This is a genomic window from Leifsonia stereocauli (assembly GCF_038432415.1).
GTDB classification, from domain to species: Bacteria; Actinomycetota; Actinomycetes; order Actinomycetales; family Microbacteriaceae; genus Orlajensenia; species Orlajensenia stereocauli.
In genome coordinates this window covers 21,524-39,699 of record NZ_JBCAUN010000002.1, presented here as the reverse complement: position 1 = coordinate 39,699, position 18,176 = coordinate 21,524, and the positions used below count along the sequence as shown (strand labels likewise).

Sequence of the window (18,176 nt, the reverse complement as noted above, 5' to 3'; positions counted from 1 at the left end):
CTCCTGCGTACGCTGGAGCGATGAGCACCGCACCAGCCCTCGTCTCGCTCGGCCTCGCCGGCGCCCTCGATCGCGCCGCCATCCGGGAGCTCGCCGTGGCGGCAGAAGCCGCCGGCCTGCACGCACTCTGGCTGAACGACACCCCCGATGGTGAAGCTCTCGCCGGGCTCGCCGCCGCGGCGGAGGTCACCGATCGGCTGGTGCTGGCGACCGGGGTGATCCCGTTCGACAGGTGGCCGGCATCCGTCATCGCGGAGAGGGTGCGCGACCTCGCGCTGCCGCAGGACCGCCTCGTGCTGGGCGTCGGGTCCGGGGCAGCACGACGTCCGCTGGCTATCGTGACACCCCAGCTCGACGAGCTCCAGCGCAGCGTCGAGGCGCCCGTGCTGCTCGGGGCGCTGGGCCCGAGGATGCGCGAGCTGGCGGCGACGCGCGCTTCGGGCGCGCTGCTCAGCTGGCTGCCGCCGGAGGTCGCTTCCGAGACCGCCGCTGTACTGCGTCAGACGGCGACGGATGCCGCCGTGCCACGTCCTCGGGCCGTTCTCTACGCGCGCGGCATCGTCGACACCGACGCCGCGTCCGCCCTCGCCGAGGAGACGGCTCGCTACGCCTCGTACCCGAGCTACGCCGCCAACTTCGAGCGCCTCGGTGTCGGTGCGGTCGACACGACCATCGCGGGGACGACGCCGGAGGCGCTGCGAGGGCGGCTGGACGACTACAGGGCCGGCGTCGACGAACTCGTCTTCCGGGCCATCACGGCCGACGGCTCGACTCCGGCGTACAGACGCATCATCGACGCGCTGGCCGCGGCCGCCGCTCGCTGAGCGACAAGCCGCTCGCTGAGGGCCGCCCGAAGCGACCGCCCGAAGCGCTTCCGGTGCCGGCACGTTCTACGCGCTTCGGAGGCCGACGTCGTCGGGTCCTCAGCGAGCGAGTCACACCTCCGACTCGAACGGCTCCTTCGCGACCAGCTCGTGCACGCCGCTCAGGATCTCGTCGGGGCGGAACGGGTAGCGGTTGATCTCGGCCTCGTCGCTGATGCCCGTCATCACGAGGATGGTGTGCAGGCCGGCCTCGATGCCGGCGACGATGTCGGTGTCCATGCGGTCGCCGATCATGGCGGTGTTCTCGGAGTGCGCGCCGATGCGGTTCATGGCCGATCGGAACATCATCGGGTTCGGCTTGCCGACGACGTAGGGGTCCTTGCCGGTCGCCTTGGTGATGAGCGCCGCGATGGCTCCGGTGGCGGGCAGGGGGCCGTCGGCACTCGGGCCCGTGGCATCCGGATTCGTCACGATGAACCGGGAACCGCCGGCGATGAGCCGGATGGCCTTCGTGATGGCCTCGAAGGAGTAGTTGCGGGTCTCGCCCACCACCACGTAGTCGGGGTCGGTCTCGGTCATGATGAAGCCGGCCTCGTGCAGTGCCGTGGTGATGCCGGCCTCGCCGATCACGAAGGCCGATCCGCCCGGGATCTGCGAGGCGCAGAAGTCGGCCGTCGCCAGCGCGCTGGTCCAGATGCGCTCCTCGGGAACGATCAGGCCCGAGGCGCGGAGCCTGGCGCTCAGGTCGCGGGGCGTGAAGATCGAGTTGTTCGTGAGCACCAGGTAGGGGGCATCCTGATCGCGCCACTGCTGCAGCAGAGCGGCGGCTCCGGGCAGGGGCTCGTTCTCATGGACGAGCACGCCGTCCATGTCTGTCAGCCAGCATTCGATCTCGTCACGACGGTGCATGGCACCAGCCTAGGGCGTCGCAGTTCGCCGTGATCGTTGGCCGAGGACGCACCCCATAGCGCATCGGGTGACCGCACGGTGAAGTTTTCCCCATGTGAAGCACTCTTACGCCGCCCGTCACAATCCACTCCCGATCAGCGGACATGCTCCATAGCCTTGCGGCACTTCGACCGGCATCGACCTCCCTGACCGGCCCTTCCCCTGGAGCACACACCTCATGACCAAGAAACGCATCATCCTCGCGCCCGTCGTGGCGCTCGCCGTCACGGCCGCGATCGCCCTCTCCGGCTGCGCGGCGAACACGGCGACGACGCCGGCGGCAGACGCCGCACCCCTCGAGGGCGGCACGATCGTCTACGGCCACCAGCAGGAGCCCGCATGCGTCTTCGGCGGATGGATCGAGCAGGCATACCTCAGCTACAACGTGCTCGACAGCCTCGTCTCGCTCGACGAGGACAACCAGGTGGTGCCGTGGCTGGCCGAGAAGTGGGCCGTCTCAGACGACGGCCTGCACTGGACGTTCACCCTCAAGCCCGACGTGAAGTTCACCGACGGCAGCGACCTGACCGCAGAGGTCGTGGCCTACAACTTCGACTACTGGGTGAACGGCGGCGGCAACAGCACGGCGCTGGCCTGGCTCGGCGGATACTACGAGGGCGCCGAAGCCGTCGACGACCTCACCGTTCAGATCGACCTGGCCAAGCCCTACCCGCGTCTAGCCGACAACCTGACGCAGGGCTACTTCGGCATCCAGTCGCAGAAGGCACTGACCGAGCGGACCCAGGAGGAGAACTGCGCGGCCCCGATCGGCACCGGCGCCTTCATCGTCGACCACTGGGATCGCGGGCAGGAGATCGTGCTGAAGCGCAACGACGGCTACACCTCGCCGCCGGCCAACGCAGAGCACACGGGTCCGGCGCTGGTCGACGAGGTCGAGTGGAAGTTCATCGCCGACGCCACCACGCGCGTGGCCGCGCTGAAGAGCGGCGAGCTCGACGCCGTCTACGACGTTCCGGCCGTGCAGTGGAAGCCGACGGGAGACGCGGGGTTCACGCTCGAGAAGTACGTGACGCCGGGGCGTCCGCAGGTGCTCACCTTCAACACGGCGCAGGGTCCGTTCACCGACGAGTCGGTGCGCCAGGCCTTCGCGTACGCCGTCGACCGCAAGGAGATCGTCGAGTCGATCGGCCGCGGCGTGATCCCCTACGAGGGCAACGGCGGGGTCAGCCAGACCACCCCCGGCTACAGCCAGAAGGCGGCCGACTGGTACACCCAGGACCTCGACAAGGCAGCCGACCTGCTCGACGCGGCCGGATGGACCGAGACCGACTCCGACGGCTACCGCACCAAGGGTGGCGAGACCCTCGAGGTGACCCTGCCCTACTTCACCGGTTCGATCATCACGGCCGATGGCGTCTCGATCCTGCAGGGCGTGCAGGAGCAGGCGAAGAAGTCGGGCTTCAAGGTCGACCTGATCCCCGTTCCGCAGGCCGAGGCGTTCTCCGGCGCCTACAGCAAGCCCGACGAACGCGACATCTACCCGGGCTACTGGACGGCCGTCACCAGCGGCATCCTGCAGATCAACTGGGGTGCCGGATCGGGCGGAAACCCGAACAACTGGAACGCCTCTTTCACCGACTACCCCGAGCTTCAGGCACTCATCCTGCAGGCGAACTCCGAGCCCGACGTCGACAAGCAGAACGCGCTGTACGAGCAGGCGCAGGAGTACATCGCCGAGCACGCCCTCGCCATCGGCATCTACGACAGGCTCTCGACGCTCGCGGTCTCACCGAAGCTCAAGGGCGTCTGGCAGGAGCACGCACAGGGAGGACCGACGTTCTATGACGCGTACTTCGTTCAGTGAGACGGATGCCGCGACAGGCGTCCTCCTCGGCTCCGGCGCGCCGCGCCGGGGGCGGGGCGCGCCGCGACTCGTGATCGGCAAGGTGGTGGGCGCCGCGCTCGTCCTGTTCGGCGCCGCCACCGCCGCCTTCTTCGCCCAGGCGTCGCTCCCGGGCGACAGGGCCACGGTGATCCTCAACATCCGCGCCGGCCAGGCCGTCGCGCGCACGCCGGAGGAGCTCGCGCCGATCAATGCGGAGTACCACCTGCACGATCCTCTGATCGTCCAGTACTTCGGGTACCTGCGCGGGCTCGTGGTCGGCGACCTCGGGAACTCGTACCAGCAGCATCGTCCGGTCATCGCGATCATCGCCGACCAGCTGGGTGCGACCATCGTGCTCACCCTCACCGCCCTCGTCTTCGCCTGGATCATCATGGTGGTCTGGGTGACCATCACAGCGGGCAAGGGACCGGCATCCCGCGCCATCGGAGGGTTCTTCGACACCGTGGCAGCGGGCCTCCCTCACTACTGGCTCGGGATCATCCTGCTGCTGGTCTTCGCACTTTCGCTGGGCTGGTTCCCCGTGATCGGAGGAACCGGCCCGGTCGGACTGGTGCTGCCGGCCCTGACCCTCGCGATCCCGCTGGCAGGGTTCCTCGGGCAGGCGACGAGGACCGAGTTCGAGCGCGCCCTGGACTCGCCCTTCGTGCTGACGGCGCGGATGCGGGGAATGGGCGACGTCGGCATCAGGCTGCGTCACGTGCTCCGCCACGCCGTCCTGCCCGCGGTCACGCTGTCGGGCTGGGCGCTCGGGGCGACCATCTCGGGCGCCGTGGTGGTCGAGGCGGTGTTCGCGAGGCCGGGCATCGGTCAGGTCCTCGTCACCGCCGTGAGCAGCCAGGACATGCCCGTCGTGATCGGCATCGTGATGCTCATCGCCGCCTTCTACGTGCTGGCGAACCTGCTCGTCGACATCGCCTACGCCATCATCGACCCGCGTCTCAGGAGGACGGCATGACCGCGACTCTCGCACTGGATGCAACCCGGCCGACGGCATCCGCCCGTCTGCTGCAGTTGCCGTGGGACCTGTTCGCCGCCATCGCGGCGACAGCCGTGTTCGCTCTCGCGGCGCTCTGGCCGACGCTCCTGGCGACGCAGGGGCCGTTCGAGATGGACCTGGCGAACACGCTGGCGCCGCCGTCCGCCGCCCACTGGTTCGGCACCGACGAGTCCGGTCGCGACCTGTACTCGCGGGTGATCTTCGGAACGGCTGCTTCGCTGGGGGTCGGCATCGGCGCCGCGGCCGTCAGCCTCACCGTCGCCGTCATCCTCGGGTCGCTTGCAGCCCTCGGCAACAGGCCGACGGCGGCCGCGGTGGGCTGGCTGCTCGAGGTGGCCTTCGCCTTCCCGGCGCTCCTGCTCTCCCTGCTGCTGATCGCCGTGCTCGGCCCGTCGATCCTCACCCTCATCCTCGCAGTGGGCATCGGAACCGCGCCGGGCTACGCCCGCATGGTGCGGGGGCAGATCCTCAGTGCCCGGGGCGCTCCCTACGTCGAGGCCGCCGTGGCGCTCGGCCACTCGCGCGGCCGCATCCTGCGTCAGCACATCCTGCCGAACTCGTTGCGTCCCCTCGTGGCCGTGTTCGCGCTCTCGATCGGCCAGTCGATCGTCTGGGCGTCGAGCCTGTCGTTCCTCGGCCTGGGCATCGCGCCACCGGCACCAGAGTGGGGCGCCCTGCTCGACGCAGGACGGGGATACATCACCGTCGCCGGATGGCTGACCGTGATCCCGGGCCTCGTGATCGTGCTGCTCGCCCTGACCACGACGACACTCGGCCGCCACCTGCAGTCGTTCCTCGAGAAGGGTGAGAAGTGATGAATGCCGTCACCACGGATGCCGCGGGCTCGGACCTCGCGGCCGAGATCGACGGCCTGGCCGGATTCCGGCCGCGGCTGCGCGTGCGCGACCTCTCCGTCGCGTTCCAGACCTCGGCCGGCCTGCGGCCGATCGTGCAGGACGTGTCCTTCGACCTGCATCCGGGCCAGTGCGTCGCGATCGTCGGCGAGTCCGGTTCGGGCAAGTCGGTCACGGCGCGCACCGTGGTCGGGCTCACGGGTCGCGGCGCTCGGGTGTCGGCCGGGGAGCTCTCCCTGCACGGCCGCGACGTCGCCGGGCTGTCGGATCGGCAGTGGCAGGGCATCAGGGGCAAGGAGGTCGGCTTCATCCTCCAGGACGCCCTCGTGTCGCTGGATCCCCTGCGCCCTGTGGGAGCCGAGATCGCCGAGAGCCTGCGGCTTCACGGCTGGGGTGACGCCGCAGCCCGCGGCACGAAGGTCATCGAGCTGCTGACCTCGGTCGGCGTACCGAAGCCGGAGCTGCGGGCTCGGCAGCGTCCGGATCAGCTCTCGGGCGGCCTGCGTCAGCGTGCGCTGATCGCGTCGGCCCTCGCCCTCGACCCCGATGTCGTCATCGCCGATGAGCCCACCACCGCGCTCGACGTCACCGTGCAGGCCCAGGTGCTCGCCCTGCTCGAGGCGTCCAAGCGCCGCGGGGCGTCGATCATCCTCATCAGCCACGACCTCTCGGTGGTGGCGCAATTGGCCGATCACATCCTCGTGATGAAGGACGGCCGGGTGGTGGAGCAGGGTGCTGCGGCCGACCTGCTCGCCGCACCGCGCGAGGAGTACACCCGTGCGCTCATCGCCGCTGTGCCCAGCGAGGACACCCGGGGCGGTTCTCTCAGCCCGGCCGGAGCCGTGATGCTCGCGGCAGCCCCGCCGGCCGCCGTGGTGCGCGACGAGGTCGTGCTGTCTGCCCGCGACCTCGTCAAGCGATTCAGGTCGTCCGACGGCTCGGTCACGACGGCAGTCGACTCGGTGTCTTTCGACCTGCACAGGGGGGAGACCCTCGGGATCGTCGGCGAGTCCGGCTCGGGGAAGAGCACGACGGGACGCATCGCCCTGGCGTTGGAGAACGCCGACTCAGGCACGGTGACCCTGCTCGGCCAGCCGTGGTCGACCCTGCCCGAGCCCAGGCGACGCGCGCTGCGCTCACGCATCTCCGTCGTCTCGCAGGACCCGCTCTCGAGCTTCGACCCGCGCTGGAACGTCGAGCGGATCCTGCTCGACGCGCTGCCGCGAGACGTCTTCGCGAGCGCCTCGGCTCGCGGGGAGCGCATCCGGGAACTGCTCGACCAGGTCGGCCTGCAGCACGCTGTGCTGAGGCGCTTCCCCCTGCGGCTCTCCGGAGGGCAGCGCCAGCGGATCGCCATAGCGAGGGCTCTCGCCGAGGCACCCGACATCATCGTGCTCGACGAGGCCGTCTCAGCCCTCGACGTGACGATCCAGGCGCAGATCCTCGACCTCCTCGTCGTGCTGCAGCGTCAGCACGGCCTGAGCTATCTCTTCATCTCGCACGACCTCGGCGTCATCGCGCACCTCAGCCACCGGGTGCTCGTGATGAAGGACGGCGTCGTGGTCGAGTCGGGCACGCCCGACGACATCTTCCACCGCCCCCGGGAGCCCTATACCCGCGAGCTCATCGCGTCCATCCCCGTCTTCGACCCCCGACCCGCTCAGGAGCAGAACGCATGACCACCCCGCTGCACTTCAACGCCTTCGTGATGAACACGAACTCCCACATCCACCACGGCCAGTGGCGCCGCCCCGACGCCGGGCAGGTCGACTTCAACGACGTCCGGCTCTGGATCGACCTCGCCAAGAGGCTCGAGGCCGCGAAGTTCGACGCCCTGTTCTTCGCCGACGTCACCGGGGTCTACGGTGACGCGGATGCCGACTTCGACGTGTACATCCGCGAAGGACTGCAGATCCCATCGAACGACCCCATCCCACTCGTGGCGGCGCTGGCTGTGCACACCGAGAAGATCGGCCTGGCACTCACGTCGAACGTCGCGCAGAGCCACCCGTACCAGTTCGCCAGGCAGGTCTCGACCCTCGACCACATCTCGAACGGTCGAATCGCCTGGAACATCGTCACCGGCCTGCAGGACAACGGGGCGCGCAACTTCGGCTTCCCGCGATTGACCGACCACACCGAGCGCTACGCCTGGGCCGAGGAGTACGTCGACGTCACCTACAAGCTGTGGGAGGGCTCGTGGGACGAGGGGGCACTCCTGAAGGATCGCGAGAGCGGTGTCTTCGGCGACTCGTCGAAGATCCACAAGATCAACCACGAGTCCGAGCGCTACTCGGTGCAGGGACCGCACCTTCCGTCGCCGTCTCCGCAACGCACCCCCGTGCTCTATCAGGCGGGGTCGAGCGCTTCAGGTCGCGACTTCGCCGCACGCAATGCCGAGGCCGTGTTCCTGATCTCGCCGAGCCCGGAGCTGGCGCGCCAGCAGATCGAGGCGACTCGGTCGCGCGCCGTGGAGTTCGGGCGCAGGGGTGAGGACATCAAGTTCTTCCAGGGGCTCTCGTTCGTCATCGGCGACACCGAGGAGGAGGCTCGCGCGAAGGCGGAGGAGTACGAGAAGTACATCAGCATCGAGGGCTACCTCGCCCACTCCGCCCTCGTCGATTCCGACGGCAGGGTCTACGACCCGCAGACACCACTGAAGGACGTCGACACCAACACGGCCAAGGGCTTCGGCGAGTGGGTGTCGAAGGCCATCACCGACCGCGAGCCGATCGTCGCCGACATCGCTGTGCTCATCTCGCGGTCGACGCGGCTCGTCGGCACGCCCGAGCAGATCGCCGACGCGCTCGAGATCTGGCAGGCGGCAGGAGTCGACGGCATCAACGTCATCAACTGGGTCATCCCGGGCTCCTTCGAGGAATTCGCGGACAAGGTCCTCCCGGTGCTGCGCGCCCGGGGCCTCGCCCAGAGCGAGTACGGAGACGGCCCCACGCTGCGCGACCGTCTGTTCGGCGAGGCGCGGGTGAACGACCGGCATCCGGCGGCGAAGTACAGAGGCGCGTTCGCGGCGGTCGAGGTCGGGGCGTGAGCATCGGCACCGGAACCGCCGTCACCGCGCTCGCCGCTGCGCGCACGCGGCTCGAGCCCGTGTTCGAGCGCATCGCCGAGACCGCGCTCGAGCACGAGACGTCCGGAACACGGCCCCACGTCGAGACCGCAGCGCTCGCCGCATCCGGATTCGGCGCCCTGCGCATCCCGGAGGCGGATGGCGGAGCCGGGCTGGGCGTCGAGGAGTTCTTCGAGCTGCTCGTCGACCTGGGGGCGGCGGACTCCAACCAGCCGCAGATCTGGCGCAACCACATCGCGTTCGTCGAGGACCGCCTCGCCGGTCAGACTGAACGCGACAGCGAGTGGCGCCGCCGGATCGGGGCCGGCGCGGTGATCGGCGGCGCGTGGTCCGAACTCGGAACGACCAGCATCCTCGGCGACACCAGGATCGAACGCGTCGACGGCCGCCTGCTGCTGAACGGCGTCAAGTACTACAGCACGGGTTCGATCTACGCGGACTGGGTCGGCGTGCTCGCGCTCGCGGAGGACGGCGCGGCGCGACTGGTGCTCGTCGACGCGCGGGCTGACGGCGTCGACCTCGTCGACGACTGGGACGGGTTCGGCCAGCGGGCGACGGGCAGCGGCACCACCCGGCTCCGCGACGTGTTGGTCGCCGAGGAGGACGTGCTCGCGTTCACCGACCGCTTCGTCTCCCAGGAGGCGGTCTACCAGCTGGTGCTGCTCGCAGCCCTCGCCGGAATCGCCCGGGCCGTGCGGGACGAAGCCGTCCAGGCTGTGACGGCCCGCGGGCGGTCCTACCCGCACGGGCTGTCCGAGCGGCCACGCGACGACGCGCAGGTGCAGCAGGTGGTCGGCCGCATCGCAGCACACGCCTTCGTCGCCGAGGCCTCGGTCGGCCGCGCCGCCAGGAGGCTCGACTCGGTGTGGGAGGAGATCGGCGCGGGCGGCGACCCGACCCAGGCAGCGCGCGCGGCAGCTGTCGCGGTCTACGAGGCCCAGATCGGGGTGACGGATGCCGCCCTGGCGGCGTCGACGCTCGTCTTCGACGCCCTCGGCTCGTCGGGAGTCGGCCGCTCGCTGGCCCTCGACAGGCACTGGAGGAACGCCCGCACCATCACCTCGCACAACCCGCGCATCTACAAGGAGCGCGTGATCGGCGACGTCCGTCTCAACGAGGCCGACCCGCTGAGCATCTACACGGTCCCGTCGGCGGAGTCGACGGCAACGAACACGGAGGCATCGGAATGACCGAGAAGAAGCAACTCATCCTCAACCTCTTCGAGATGGCGTGCATCAGCCACATCACCCACGGGTTGTGGCCGCTTCCCGGCAACAACCGCCATCGCTTCGACGAGCTCGAGTACTGGACCGAACTGGCCGGGATCCTCGAGGACGGCGGATTCGACGCCGTCTTCCTCGCCGACGTGATCGGCGCATACGACGTCTTCCGCGACGGCCCGGAGACGGCCCTGCGCGAAGGCCTGCAGAGCCCGAACATCGACCCGCTCCTGGTCATCCCGGCGATGGCGGCCGTGACGAAACGCCTCGGATTCGGTGCCACCTTCTCGACGACCTACGAGCCCCCCTTCGCCTTCGCGCGCCGGGCATCGACCCTGGACCACCTCACCCGCGGCAGGTTCGGCTGGAACATCGTCACCTCCTACCTGCCGAACGCCGCACGCAACTTCGGGCTCGAGGGGGAGATCCCCCACGACCGTCGGTACGAGCTCGCCGACGAGTACCTCGACGTGCTCTACAAGCTGTGGGAGGGCTCGTGGGACGACGGGGCCGTGGTGTACGACCGCGAGCGTGGGATCGCCACGGATCCGTCGAAGGTGCGCTACATCGACCACGTCGGCGCGGCCCATCGCGTCGCCGGCCCGCACATCGTGCATCCGTCACCCCAGCGCACTCCCGTGCTGTTCCAGGCCACGGGGTCTCCGGCGGGCACAGAGTTCGCCGGACGCCATGCCGAGCTGGTGTTCACGGGCGGGCGCACGGCGGAGGACTTCCGCGACAACGTCGCCGGAATGACGGCGGCGGCGGAGCGCCATGGGCGCACCCGCGACGACATCAAGTTCATCGTGCAGGCCGGCGTGATCGTCGGACGGACCGAGGAGGAGGCTGCAGACAAGTGGCGGCTCTACCGCGAGCACACCAGTCTCGACGGCATCCTCGCGCACTCCAGCCTGCCCGTGGACATCACGACCTCTCCGCGCGACATCACCGTCGCCGAGGCGATCCGACGTTCGGGCAGCGAACTCGACCGCCTGCCGTTCCTGCCGCTCGACAGGTCGGTCGGCGAGGTCCTCGACGGGCTCCGCGCCGGCAGGGCCGAGCGCTACTTCGTCGTGGGAACCCCCTCGGTGGTCGCCGACGAGATCGAGCGCTGGCTCGACGAGGACGGCGTCGACGGCATCAACCTCCGCCAGTACCACTCCTTCGACACCGCGCGCGATTTCGCGGAGCTCGTCGTGCCGGAGCTGCGCCGCCGTGGCCGGCTTCCCGACGCGAGCGAGTCCGATGAGCGCGCCACCCTGCGCGAACGCCTGTTCGGGCGCGGACCTCGCCTCCCCGACAACCACATCGCCACCCGCTACAGGGGTGGAGCCAACCTCGACGTTCCTGTGCCGCCACTGCGGTTCCCCGAGGCGGCGCTGGTCTGATCCGGCCTGGTCGCGGCCTCGATCCCGCCGGGAGACGGTCTCAGGCCGTGAGCCAGATCGCCTCCCGACCATCGGCATCCAGCTCGACGGCCGTCCCGTCTGGTCCGTCGAGGGTGTCGCCCGACAGCGTCACGAGCACTCCGGGGCGGATGCCGCCGGCGGCCAGGCGGCGCAGCAGCAGAGGGTCGCGGTCGCTGATGCGCACCACCGTTCCCGCATGCCCGGCCGGGGCCTCGGAGAGCAGCACCGTCGGCACGGAGACGATGCTGCCGTCGGCCTGCGGGATCGGGTCGCCGTGGGGGTCGCGGACCGGCCTGCCCAGGTGCGTGTCGATGGCCTCGAGCAGCCGATCGCTGATCGCGTGCTCGAGCACCTCGGCCTCGTCGTGCACGGCGTCCCAGCCGTAGCCCATGTCGCTCACCAGCCAGGTCTCGACGAGTCGGTGCCGGCGCACGACGCCGAGCGCCCGCGAGAGCCCGGCATCCGTCAGCCTGATCGCGCCGTACGGCTGATGCGTGACGAGTCCCTGGGCGGCCAGCTTCTTCACCATCTCGGTGACGGATGATGGCGCGACGGCCAGCCGCGTTGCGAGCACCGACGGCGTGATCGGCTCGGGCTGCCACTCGGTGTGGGCGTGGATCGTCTTGAGGTAGTCCTCGATCGCCGGGGAGGTGTTCGCCATCGCGTTCAGACTATCCGTGGTCTCAGCCCGTGAAGACGAGCCACAGCAGCACGCCGTTGAGGGTCACCAGGAACACTGACGCGGCCACTCCGGCTGCCGTCGTCGCCCAGTGATTGCGCCACGGGCCGAGCACGCTCGAGCGGGCCGTGAGGATCACGAGCGGGATGAGTGCGAACGGGATGCCGAAGGAGAGCACGACCTGGCTGAGCACGAGCGCGAGGGTGGGGTCGAAGCCGATCGCGAGCACCACGAGGGCCGGCACGAGCGTGACGAGGCGACGCGTCAGCAGGGGGATGCGGGCGTGCAGCAGGCCGGCCATGATCTCGGCTCCGGCATAGGCGCCGACAGAGGTCGATGCCAGTCCTGAGGCGAGCAGGCCGACGGCGAAGAGGGTGGCGACGAGGGGGCCGAGCGACGCGCCGATCGCGGCATAGGCACCCTCGAGGCTGTCGGTCCCGGCGATCCCGGCGAGGTTGGCTGCGGCCAGCAGCAGGATGCAGAGGTTCACCGTGCCGGCGATGGCCATGGCGATCGAGACGTCCCACCGGGTGGCGCGCAACAGCCGCCGGGTGCTGAAGCCGCCGTTCGCCGTGCGGGTCTCGTGGCCGCCGAAGCGATCGCGGGAGAGCGCGGAGTGCGCGTAGATCGCGTGCGGCATGATCGTGGCCCCGAGGATCGACGCGGCGAGCAGCACGGACCCCGAGTCCTCGAAGCGCGGAACCAGCCCGCCCAGCACGCTTCCGGCATCCGGGGGTGCGATGAAGACGCCGACGCAGAAGCCGATGGAGATGATGACGACGAGCCCGATGATGATGAACTCGAAGGTGCGCGGCCCGCGTCGGCTGTGCACGGCGAGCAGCACGAGCGAGACCAGCCCGGTGATGACGCCGCCGACCACCAGGGGGATGCCGAACAACAGGTTGAGCGCGACCGCCCCGCCGATGACCTCGGCCAGGTCGGTGGCCATGGCCACCGCCTCGGCCTGCAGCCAGTAGGCGATGCGAGCCGGACGACGACGGATGCGGCGGCCCAGCACCTGCGGCAGGCTCTCGCCCGTGACGATGCCGAGCTTGGCCGAGAGGTACTGGATGAGCCACGCCATGCCGTTGGCCAGCACGACCACCCACACGAGGAGGTAACCGTAGCGGGCGCCCGCGGTCATGTTGCTCGCGACGTTCCCCGGATCGAGGTAGGCGACGCCGGCCACGAGCGCTGGACCCATGAGCCAGACGACGCGCGTGCCCGCTGCGGAGCGGGGTGGGCGCGCGACGGTGGCGGGAGCATCCCCCGGCGTCGTCGCCACCACGTCTTTCGGCACACCGAAACCCTAGCCGCTTTTAGGCGTGCCGAAAAGTACCCATCCCCGCCGTGTGAAGGCAATCCCCACGCCGTGTGAAGGCGGGCGGCGGCGGATCCGCGGAATGGCGCGGACGGTGCCGCCGAGATGCCTTCACACAGCGGCAGCGCCGTACCCTTGGGTGTGCCCGAGAACCCGACCGCAGAGCAGAACCACGCAGCACCCAACCCGACGAACGAGCTCAGCACGCACGGTGTGGGTCCGTGGCCCGGTGGCGAGGAGGAGTGGCCGGAGGGAGCGCACTTCGACCCGGAGCTGCTGCGCGACGGCGACACCCGCAACGTCATCGACCGCTATCGGTACTGGCGCATGGACGCGATCGTCGCCGATCTCGACGAGCACCGTCATCCGTTCCACGCAGCCATCGAGAACTGGCAGCACGACATGAACATCGGCTCCATCGTGCGCAGTGCCAACGCCTTCGCCGCCGACACTGTGCACATCGTGGGCCGCCGGCGCTGGAACAAGCGCGGTGCCATGGTCACCGACCGCTACCAGCACGTGCTGAACCACCCCGACGTCGCCGACCTCGTAGCCTGGGCGCGCGCACGCGAGCTGCCCATCATCGCGGTGGACAACGTGCCGGGCTCCGTCTCCATCGAGACCTTCGACTGGCCGGAGAGGTGCATCCTGCTGTTCGGGCAGGAAGGGCCCGGCATGAGCGCCGAGGCTCTTGCGGCGGCGGATGCCGTCGTCGAGATCACGCAGTACGGGTCGACCCGCTCCATCAACGCCAGCGCGGCCGCGGCCGTCGCCATGCATTCGTGGATCTTGCAGTGGGGATCTCGCCCTACCCCCAACGAATTGAGTCGCGCCGTGCTGTAATGAGCAGCATGGGTGACGACGACTTCTGATGGACAGGCGCTTGCTCGACGAGCGCCTCGCCACCGTGCGCGTCACGGGTGGTTCAGTTCGCGGCGTGCGCGTCGGGCGCACCAGGGTCTGGCGCGGCATCCCGTACGCAGCTCCGCCTCTCGGACTCCTGCGGTTCAGGTCGCCCGCTCCCGTGCGGCCGTGGGCCGGCAACCGTGACGCCTCGAGCTACGGCCAGATCGCCCCGCAGCGCGTCAGATCCGGCCTCGGTCGTGCGCGCGCGACGGTCGCGGGAGGTGAGGACTGCCTGACCGTCAACGTTCGCGCTCCCATCCTCGGCGCGCGCGAGAAGGGCCCGTTGCCGGTGACGGTCTTCATCCACGGCGGAGGGTACAACTCGGGTTCCTCCCGCGACTTCTCCGGGCAGGGCGAGAGCTTCGTCGACAGCCGGCGGGTCGTCTATGTGAGCTTCAATTACAGGCTCGGCGCCCTGGGTTACCTCGACTTCACCCGCTACTCGACCGCCGCCCGTCGCTTCGACAACAACCTGGGCCTCCGCGACCAGCTCGCCCTGCTGCGCTGGGTGCAGGCCAACATCGCCGCGTTCGGCGGCGACCCGCGCAACGTCACCGTCTTCGGTGAGTCGGCCGGGGGCAACGCCGTGACGACCCTCATGGCCACGCCGAGTGCTCATGGGCTGTTCTCGCGGGCCATCGCCCAGAGCCCGCCTCCGGATGCCGTCTATGCGGCGGCCCGCACTGCTCAATGGGCCGCGGAGTACGTCGAGCTGCTGCGCGCTGCCATGGCCGAACGCGCGGCGGGGGTCGACACATCCGACCTGCTGGTCGCGGCGCCCGTGCACGACCTGATCGCCGCGTGCGTGCAGCTGCAGATCCGCACGCCCGATCTCTATCCCGGGGAGTTCTGCCTCGCGCCCGTCATCGACGCCGATCTCGTGCCCGAGAGCCCGATGGCGGCCTTCAGTGCCGGTCGAGCGCTGCGCATCCCGCTGATCATCGGCACGAACGATCGCGAGGGGTCGATCTTCCGCGGCCGCATCGACATCCTCCCGCGCAGCTCTGCGCGCATCACGGCGCTGTTGGGGCAGGCGTCACCCGAGGTCGCCGATGCGCTGCGCCAGGCCTATCCCGGGCTGCCCTCCCACAGACCGGCCGCCGATCTCAGCGGCGACTACGGCTTCTGGTTTCCGAGCACGCGGGTCGCCGACCTGCATTCCCGCCACGCGCCGGTCTTCGCCTATCGCTTCGACTTCGCGCCGCGGCTGCTCCGGCTCGTCGGACTCGACGCCACCCACGGCGTCGAGATGTTCGCGCTCTTCGACAGGCTCGACGAACCTCTCGCCCGCGCCATGACGTCGCTCGGAGGCAATGAGTCGTACGCGGCAGCCGGCGAGCGGATGCGGCGCCACTGGCTCGCCTTCGCCGAGCGCGGCGAGCCGGAGCCGCCGTGGCCGGGCTACGAGGAGGGCGAGCGCCGTACGCTGATCATCAGCGACCTCGACAGGGTCGAGGCCGATCCCCGGCGCGAGCGACGCGAGGCGTGGGAGAGCTTCGGTCGCGCACGCCTCGTCCGCGGACCGGCCCCCGCCTGAGCGCGAGCCGCCCGGACCTCGGCGATCGAGCAGGGGCTAGTCGGTGCCGAGATCGAAGGCCGAGCCCTCGTTGGCAGCATCCGTCGCCGCCTCGAGATCGGTCTCGGGGGAGCCGGCCAGAATCGCCGACGCCTCGCCCTCCGTGAGGTCTCCGACGAGCGCAGCCGTCGCACCGCCGACGATGCCGAGGTGGGCGTACTGCTCGAGGCGGGCGCGCGAGTCGGCGATGTCGAGGTTGCGCATGGTCAGCTGGCCGATGCGGTCCTCTGGACCGAACGCGGCGTCGCCGACTCGCTCCATCGAGAGCTTGTCGGGGTGGTAGCTGAGCGACGGTCCCGTGGTGTTCATGATCGTGTAGTCGTCGCCGCGGCGGAGACGCAGGGTGACCTCGCCGGTGACGGCCGATGCGACCCACTTGACGATGGACTCGCGCAGCATGAGCGACTGCGGGTCGAGCCAGCGACCCTCGTACATGAGGCGCCCGAGGCGGCGCCCCTCGTTGTGGTAGTTCGCGATGGTGTCCTCGTTGTGGATCGCGTTGAGGAGGCGCTCGTAGGCGATGTGCAGCAGGGCCATGCCCGGTGCCTCGTAGATGCCGCGGCTCTTGGCCTCGATGATGCGGTTCTCGATCTGGTCCGAGACACCGAGTCCGTGCCGGCCGCCGATGCGGTTCGCCTCGAGCACCAGCTTGACGGCGTCGCCGCCGAAGTCGTCGCCGTTGAGGGCGACGGGACGCCCCTGCTCGAAGCGCAGCACCACGTCCTCAGTCGCGATCTCCACCTCGGGGTCCCAGGAGGCGACGCCCATGATCGGCTCGACGCTCTCCACGCCGGTGTCGAGGTGCTCGAGGGTCTTGGCCTCGTGCGTGGCGCCCCAGATGTTGGAGTCGGTCGAGTACGCCTTCTCCACGGAGTCGCGGTAGGGCAGGTCGCGGTGGCTCAGCCACTCGCTCATCTCGGTGCGTCCGCCGAGCTCGGTGACGAAGTCGCGGTCGAGCCAGGGCTTGTAGATACGCAGGCGCGGGTTGGCCATCAGGCCGTAGCGGTAGAACCGCTCGATGTCGTTGCCCTTGTAGGTCGATCCGTCGCCCCAGATGTCGACGCCGTCGTCCATCATGGCGCGCACGAGCAGTGTGCCCGTCACGGCACGGCCGAGCGGCGTCGTGTTGAAGTAGGTCTTTCCACCCGAGCGGATGTGGAACGCGCCGCACTGCAGCGCGACGAGTCCTTCCTCCACGAGAGCGGCCCGGCAGTCGACCAGTCTGGAGAGCTCGGCACCGTAGGCGATGGCGCGTCCGGGGACGGCCTCGACGTCGGGCTCGTCGGGCTGGCCGAGGTCTGCGGTGTACGTGCAGGGCACCGCGCCCTTCTCTCGCATCCAGGCGACGGCCACGGAGGTGTCGAGCCCTCCGGAGAATGCGATGCCGACGCGCTCGCCGACGGGAAGGGAGGTGAGGACCTTGGACATGCCTACGATTTTAGGGCGTCGCGGTGCCGCGCCAGCACCGCGTAGATATGAACCCCGGTCAGGGGGCATTTGCCGGCCCCGGATGCCGATCCGGCGACGTTCGGAATCAGTTGCGTGGATCGCGCATTCATGCGTGAAACCAGCGCGAGACGACGAAATCCGTCGCGAAACCGGACAATGATGACCGGATGCAAAGGTGAGTGACCCTCATAGTGGGGGTAGTCCTGCGCCCCCGGACGGGGCACACTCTTCTCAGACCCGTTGTCATCACCGACAACACCCGGGCGAGGTCGTGAAACCCGAATCCACGACCTCGCACCGGAGGGTCGTTCTGTGTTTAACGGGGTTCGACGAGGGCAGTCCCTCCGCGCCTCCGGCCCGCCTGAGACCCGTGCGATAAGGTGGAGTGTGACCGGAGATAACCCGCCCTTCGTGGCATCCGCGCCCGACGCGGACGACTCTGACGAACCCCGCACCGACCACTCCGAGGTCGATGAAGACCTGGTGAAGGACGCCGCCCACGAGGTCTCCGAGAGCGGCGCTCCCGTGGACGATGAGCCCGCGGCATCCGTCGTCGTCTCCGATGACGAGGTCGTGCGTTCGCTCGTCTCGTCCGTGCATCGTGAGGCGCTGCCCGGCTTCGTCCTGGCCCACTCCACGTCGCCGCTCGCCTGGGCGGAACACGCCGACGTCGCCCATTCCGAGGGTCGCGAGGTCGAGGCGTACGCCTATGCCACCGTCGCCCACCGCCGCGGACTCGAACTGCTCGAGGCAGCCGGCTGGAGCGAGGGCGACCCCGTCAGCTGGTCGCATGCCCCCAACCAGGCCGTGCTGCGCGCCGCCTACGCCCTGCGCCGAGCCGCGGCCGCCATCGGCCTGGTCTTCGAGGCCGACGCCCTGGGCGGGTTCCTCACGTCGGCCGATCCCGATGCCATCGCCCGCATCGAGTCCGAGCACACGGCGACGCAGTTCATCACCATCATCCCGCCCGGAGCGACAGCCCCGGCCACCATGCCTCCGACGGAATCCTTCGTCATTCGAGGAGAGGACTGACACCCA

General features: G+C 69.6%; 15 protein-coding genes. 11 read left to right on the top strand and 4 right to left on the bottom strand.

The window, feature by feature from the left end:
- The first annotated feature begins 20 nt into the window (after positions 1-20).
- Positions 21-824 (top strand): LLM class flavin-dependent oxidoreductase, encoded by an 804-nt coding sequence (locus AADV74_RS09040; protein ID WP_342113223.1) that lies wholly within the window; start codon positions 21-23, stop codon positions 822-824.
- A 111-nt stretch (positions 825-935) separates the two neighbouring features.
- Here the strand turns inward: AADV74_RS09040 and AADV74_RS09035 are convergent, their stop codons facing one another.
- Positions 936-1,733 (bottom strand): HAD-IIA family hydrolase, encoded by a 798-nt coding sequence (locus AADV74_RS09035; protein ID WP_342113221.1) that lies wholly within the window; start codon positions 1,731-1,733, stop codon positions 936-938.
- A gap of 217 nt (positions 1,734-1,950) precedes the next feature.
- Here AADV74_RS09035 and AADV74_RS09030 point away from each other — a divergent pair, with 217 nt between their 5' ends.
- The 7 genes from AADV74_RS09030 to AADV74_RS09000 are packed head-to-tail and all read left to right on the top strand — an operon-like array spanning position 1,951 to position 11,186.
- Positions 1,951-3,597 carry an ABC transporter substrate-binding protein gene (locus AADV74_RS09030; RefSeq protein ID WP_342113218.1) on the top strand — a complete coding sequence of 549 codons (1,647 nt, stop codon included), beginning with the start codon at positions 1,951-1,953 and terminating at the stop codon, positions 3,595-3,597.
- Entirely contained in the window at positions 3,575-4,594 is a 1,020-nt protein-coding gene (locus tag AADV74_RS09025; RefSeq protein WP_342113216.1) for an ABC transporter permease, read from the top strand. The genes AADV74_RS09030 and AADV74_RS09025 overlap by 23 nt, the downstream gene beginning before the upstream one ends.
- On the top strand, positions 4,591-5,451 hold the full coding sequence (locus AADV74_RS09020) for an ABC transporter permease (protein WP_342113214.1): 861 nt from the start codon (positions 4,591-4,593) through the stop codon (positions 5,449-5,451). The genes AADV74_RS09025 and AADV74_RS09020 overlap by 4 nt, the downstream gene beginning before the upstream one ends.
- Positions 5,451-7,169, top strand: a complete 1,719-nt coding sequence (locus tag AADV74_RS09015) for a dipeptide ABC transporter ATP-binding protein (RefSeq protein ID WP_342113213.1) — start codon at positions 5,451-5,453, stop codon at positions 7,167-7,169. Before AADV74_RS09020 ends, AADV74_RS09015 begins: the two co-directional genes overlap by 1 nt.
- The gene (locus AADV74_RS09010; RefSeq protein WP_342113211.1) at positions 7,166-8,539 is read left to right on the top strand and encodes an NtaA/DmoA family FMN-dependent monooxygenase; all 1,374 of its coding nucleotides are present in this window, start codon (positions 7,166-7,168) and stop codon (positions 8,537-8,539) included. The genes AADV74_RS09015 and AADV74_RS09010 overlap by 4 nt, the downstream gene beginning before the upstream one ends.
- Entirely contained in the window at positions 8,536-9,768 is a 1,233-nt protein-coding gene (locus tag AADV74_RS09005; protein ID WP_342113209.1) for an acyl-CoA dehydrogenase family protein, read from the top strand. Before AADV74_RS09010 ends, AADV74_RS09005 begins: the two co-directional genes overlap by 4 nt.
- On the top strand, positions 9,765-11,186 hold the full coding sequence (locus AADV74_RS09000) for an NtaA/DmoA family FMN-dependent monooxygenase (protein ID WP_342113207.1): 1,422 nt from the start codon (positions 9,765-9,767) through the stop codon (positions 11,184-11,186). The genes AADV74_RS09005 and AADV74_RS09000 overlap by 4 nt, the downstream gene beginning before the upstream one ends.
- A 40-nt stretch (positions 11,187-11,226) precedes the next feature.
- On the opposite strand, the gene AADV74_RS08995 is transcribed toward AADV74_RS09000, so the two are convergent.
- Positions 11,227-11,868 carry a metal-dependent transcriptional regulator gene (locus tag AADV74_RS08995; RefSeq protein ID WP_342113205.1) on the bottom strand — a complete coding sequence of 214 codons (642 nt, stop codon included), beginning with the start codon at positions 11,866-11,868 and terminating at the stop codon, positions 11,227-11,229.
- 22 nt (positions 11,869-11,890) lie between these two features.
- Entirely contained in the window at positions 11,891-13,186 is a 1,296-nt protein-coding gene (locus AADV74_RS08990; protein ID WP_342113203.1) for an Nramp family divalent metal transporter, read from the bottom strand.
- A 126-nt stretch (positions 13,187-13,312) separates the two neighbouring features.
- Here AADV74_RS08990 and AADV74_RS08985 point away from each other — a divergent pair, with 126 nt between their 5' ends.
- Together AADV74_RS08985 and AADV74_RS08980 are read left to right on the top strand one after the other, a co-directional pair.
- Entirely contained in the window at positions 13,313-14,050 is a 738-nt protein-coding gene (locus AADV74_RS08985) for a TrmH family RNA methyltransferase (protein WP_425287279.1), read from the top strand.
- Positions 14,051-14,078: 28 nt separating this feature from the next.
- On the top strand, positions 14,079-15,650 hold the full coding sequence (locus AADV74_RS08980) for a carboxylesterase/lipase family protein (protein ID WP_342113199.1): 1,572 nt from the start codon (positions 14,079-14,081) through the stop codon (positions 15,648-15,650).
- A 36-nt stretch (positions 15,651-15,686) separates the two neighbouring features.
- On the opposite strand, the gene argG is transcribed toward AADV74_RS08980, so the two are convergent.
- Entirely contained in the window at positions 15,687-17,117 is a 1,431-nt protein-coding gene (gene argG / locus AADV74_RS08975) for an argininosuccinate synthase (protein WP_342113197.1), read from the bottom strand.
- A gap of 408 nt (positions 17,118-17,525) precedes the next feature.
- Here argG and AADV74_RS08970 point away from each other — a divergent pair, with 408 nt between their 5' ends.
- On the top strand, positions 17,526-18,170 hold the full coding sequence (locus AADV74_RS08970) for a DUF3151 family protein (protein WP_342113195.1): 645 nt from the start codon (positions 17,526-17,528) through the stop codon (positions 18,168-18,170).
- The last annotated feature ends 6 nt before the right edge of the window (positions 18,171-18,176 follow it).

Excerpts from the sequence above, each read along its gene's own strand:
- AADV74_RS09025 (WP_342113216.1), top strand. The coding sequence starts at position 3,575 with ATGACGCGTACTTCGTTCAGTGAGACGGATGCCGCGACAGGCGTCCTC.
- argG (WP_342113197.1), bottom strand. The coding sequence starts at position 17,117 with ATGTCCAAGGTCCTCACCTCCCTTCCCGTCGGCGAGCGCGTCGGCATC.
- AADV74_RS09020 (WP_342113214.1), top strand. The coding sequence starts at position 4,591 with ATGACCGCGACTCTCGCACTGGATGCAACCCGGCCGACGGCATCCGCC.
- AADV74_RS09010 (WP_342113211.1), top strand. The coding sequence starts at position 7,166 with ATGACCACCCCGCTGCACTTCAACGCCTTCGTGATGAACACGAACTCC.
- AADV74_RS08980 (WP_342113199.1), top strand. The coding sequence starts at position 14,079 with ATGGACAGGCGCTTGCTCGACGAGCGCCTCGCCACCGTGCGCGTCACG.
- AADV74_RS08985 (WP_425287279.1), top strand. The coding sequence starts at position 13,313 with ATGCCTTCACACAGCGGCAGCGCCGTACCCTTGGGTGTGCCCGAGAAC.
- AADV74_RS09040 (WP_342113223.1), top strand. The coding sequence starts at position 21 with ATGAGCACCGCACCAGCCCTCGTCTCGCTCGGCCTCGCCGGCGCCCTC.
- AADV74_RS09015 (WP_342113213.1), top strand. The coding sequence starts at position 5,451 with ATGAATGCCGTCACCACGGATGCCGCGGGCTCGGACCTCGCGGCCGAG.
- AADV74_RS09030 (WP_342113218.1), top strand. The coding sequence starts at position 1,951 with ATGACCAAGAAACGCATCATCCTCGCGCCCGTCGTGGCGCTCGCCGTC.
- AADV74_RS08995 (WP_342113205.1), bottom strand. The coding sequence starts at position 11,868 with ATGGCGAACACCTCCCCGGCGATCGAGGACTACCTCAAGACGATCCAC.
- AADV74_RS09000 (WP_342113207.1), top strand. The coding sequence starts at position 9,765 with ATGACCGAGAAGAAGCAACTCATCCTCAACCTCTTCGAGATGGCGTGC.
- AADV74_RS09035 (WP_342113221.1), bottom strand. The coding sequence starts at position 1,733 with ATGCACCGTCGTGACGAGATCGAATGCTGGCTGACAGACATGGACGGC.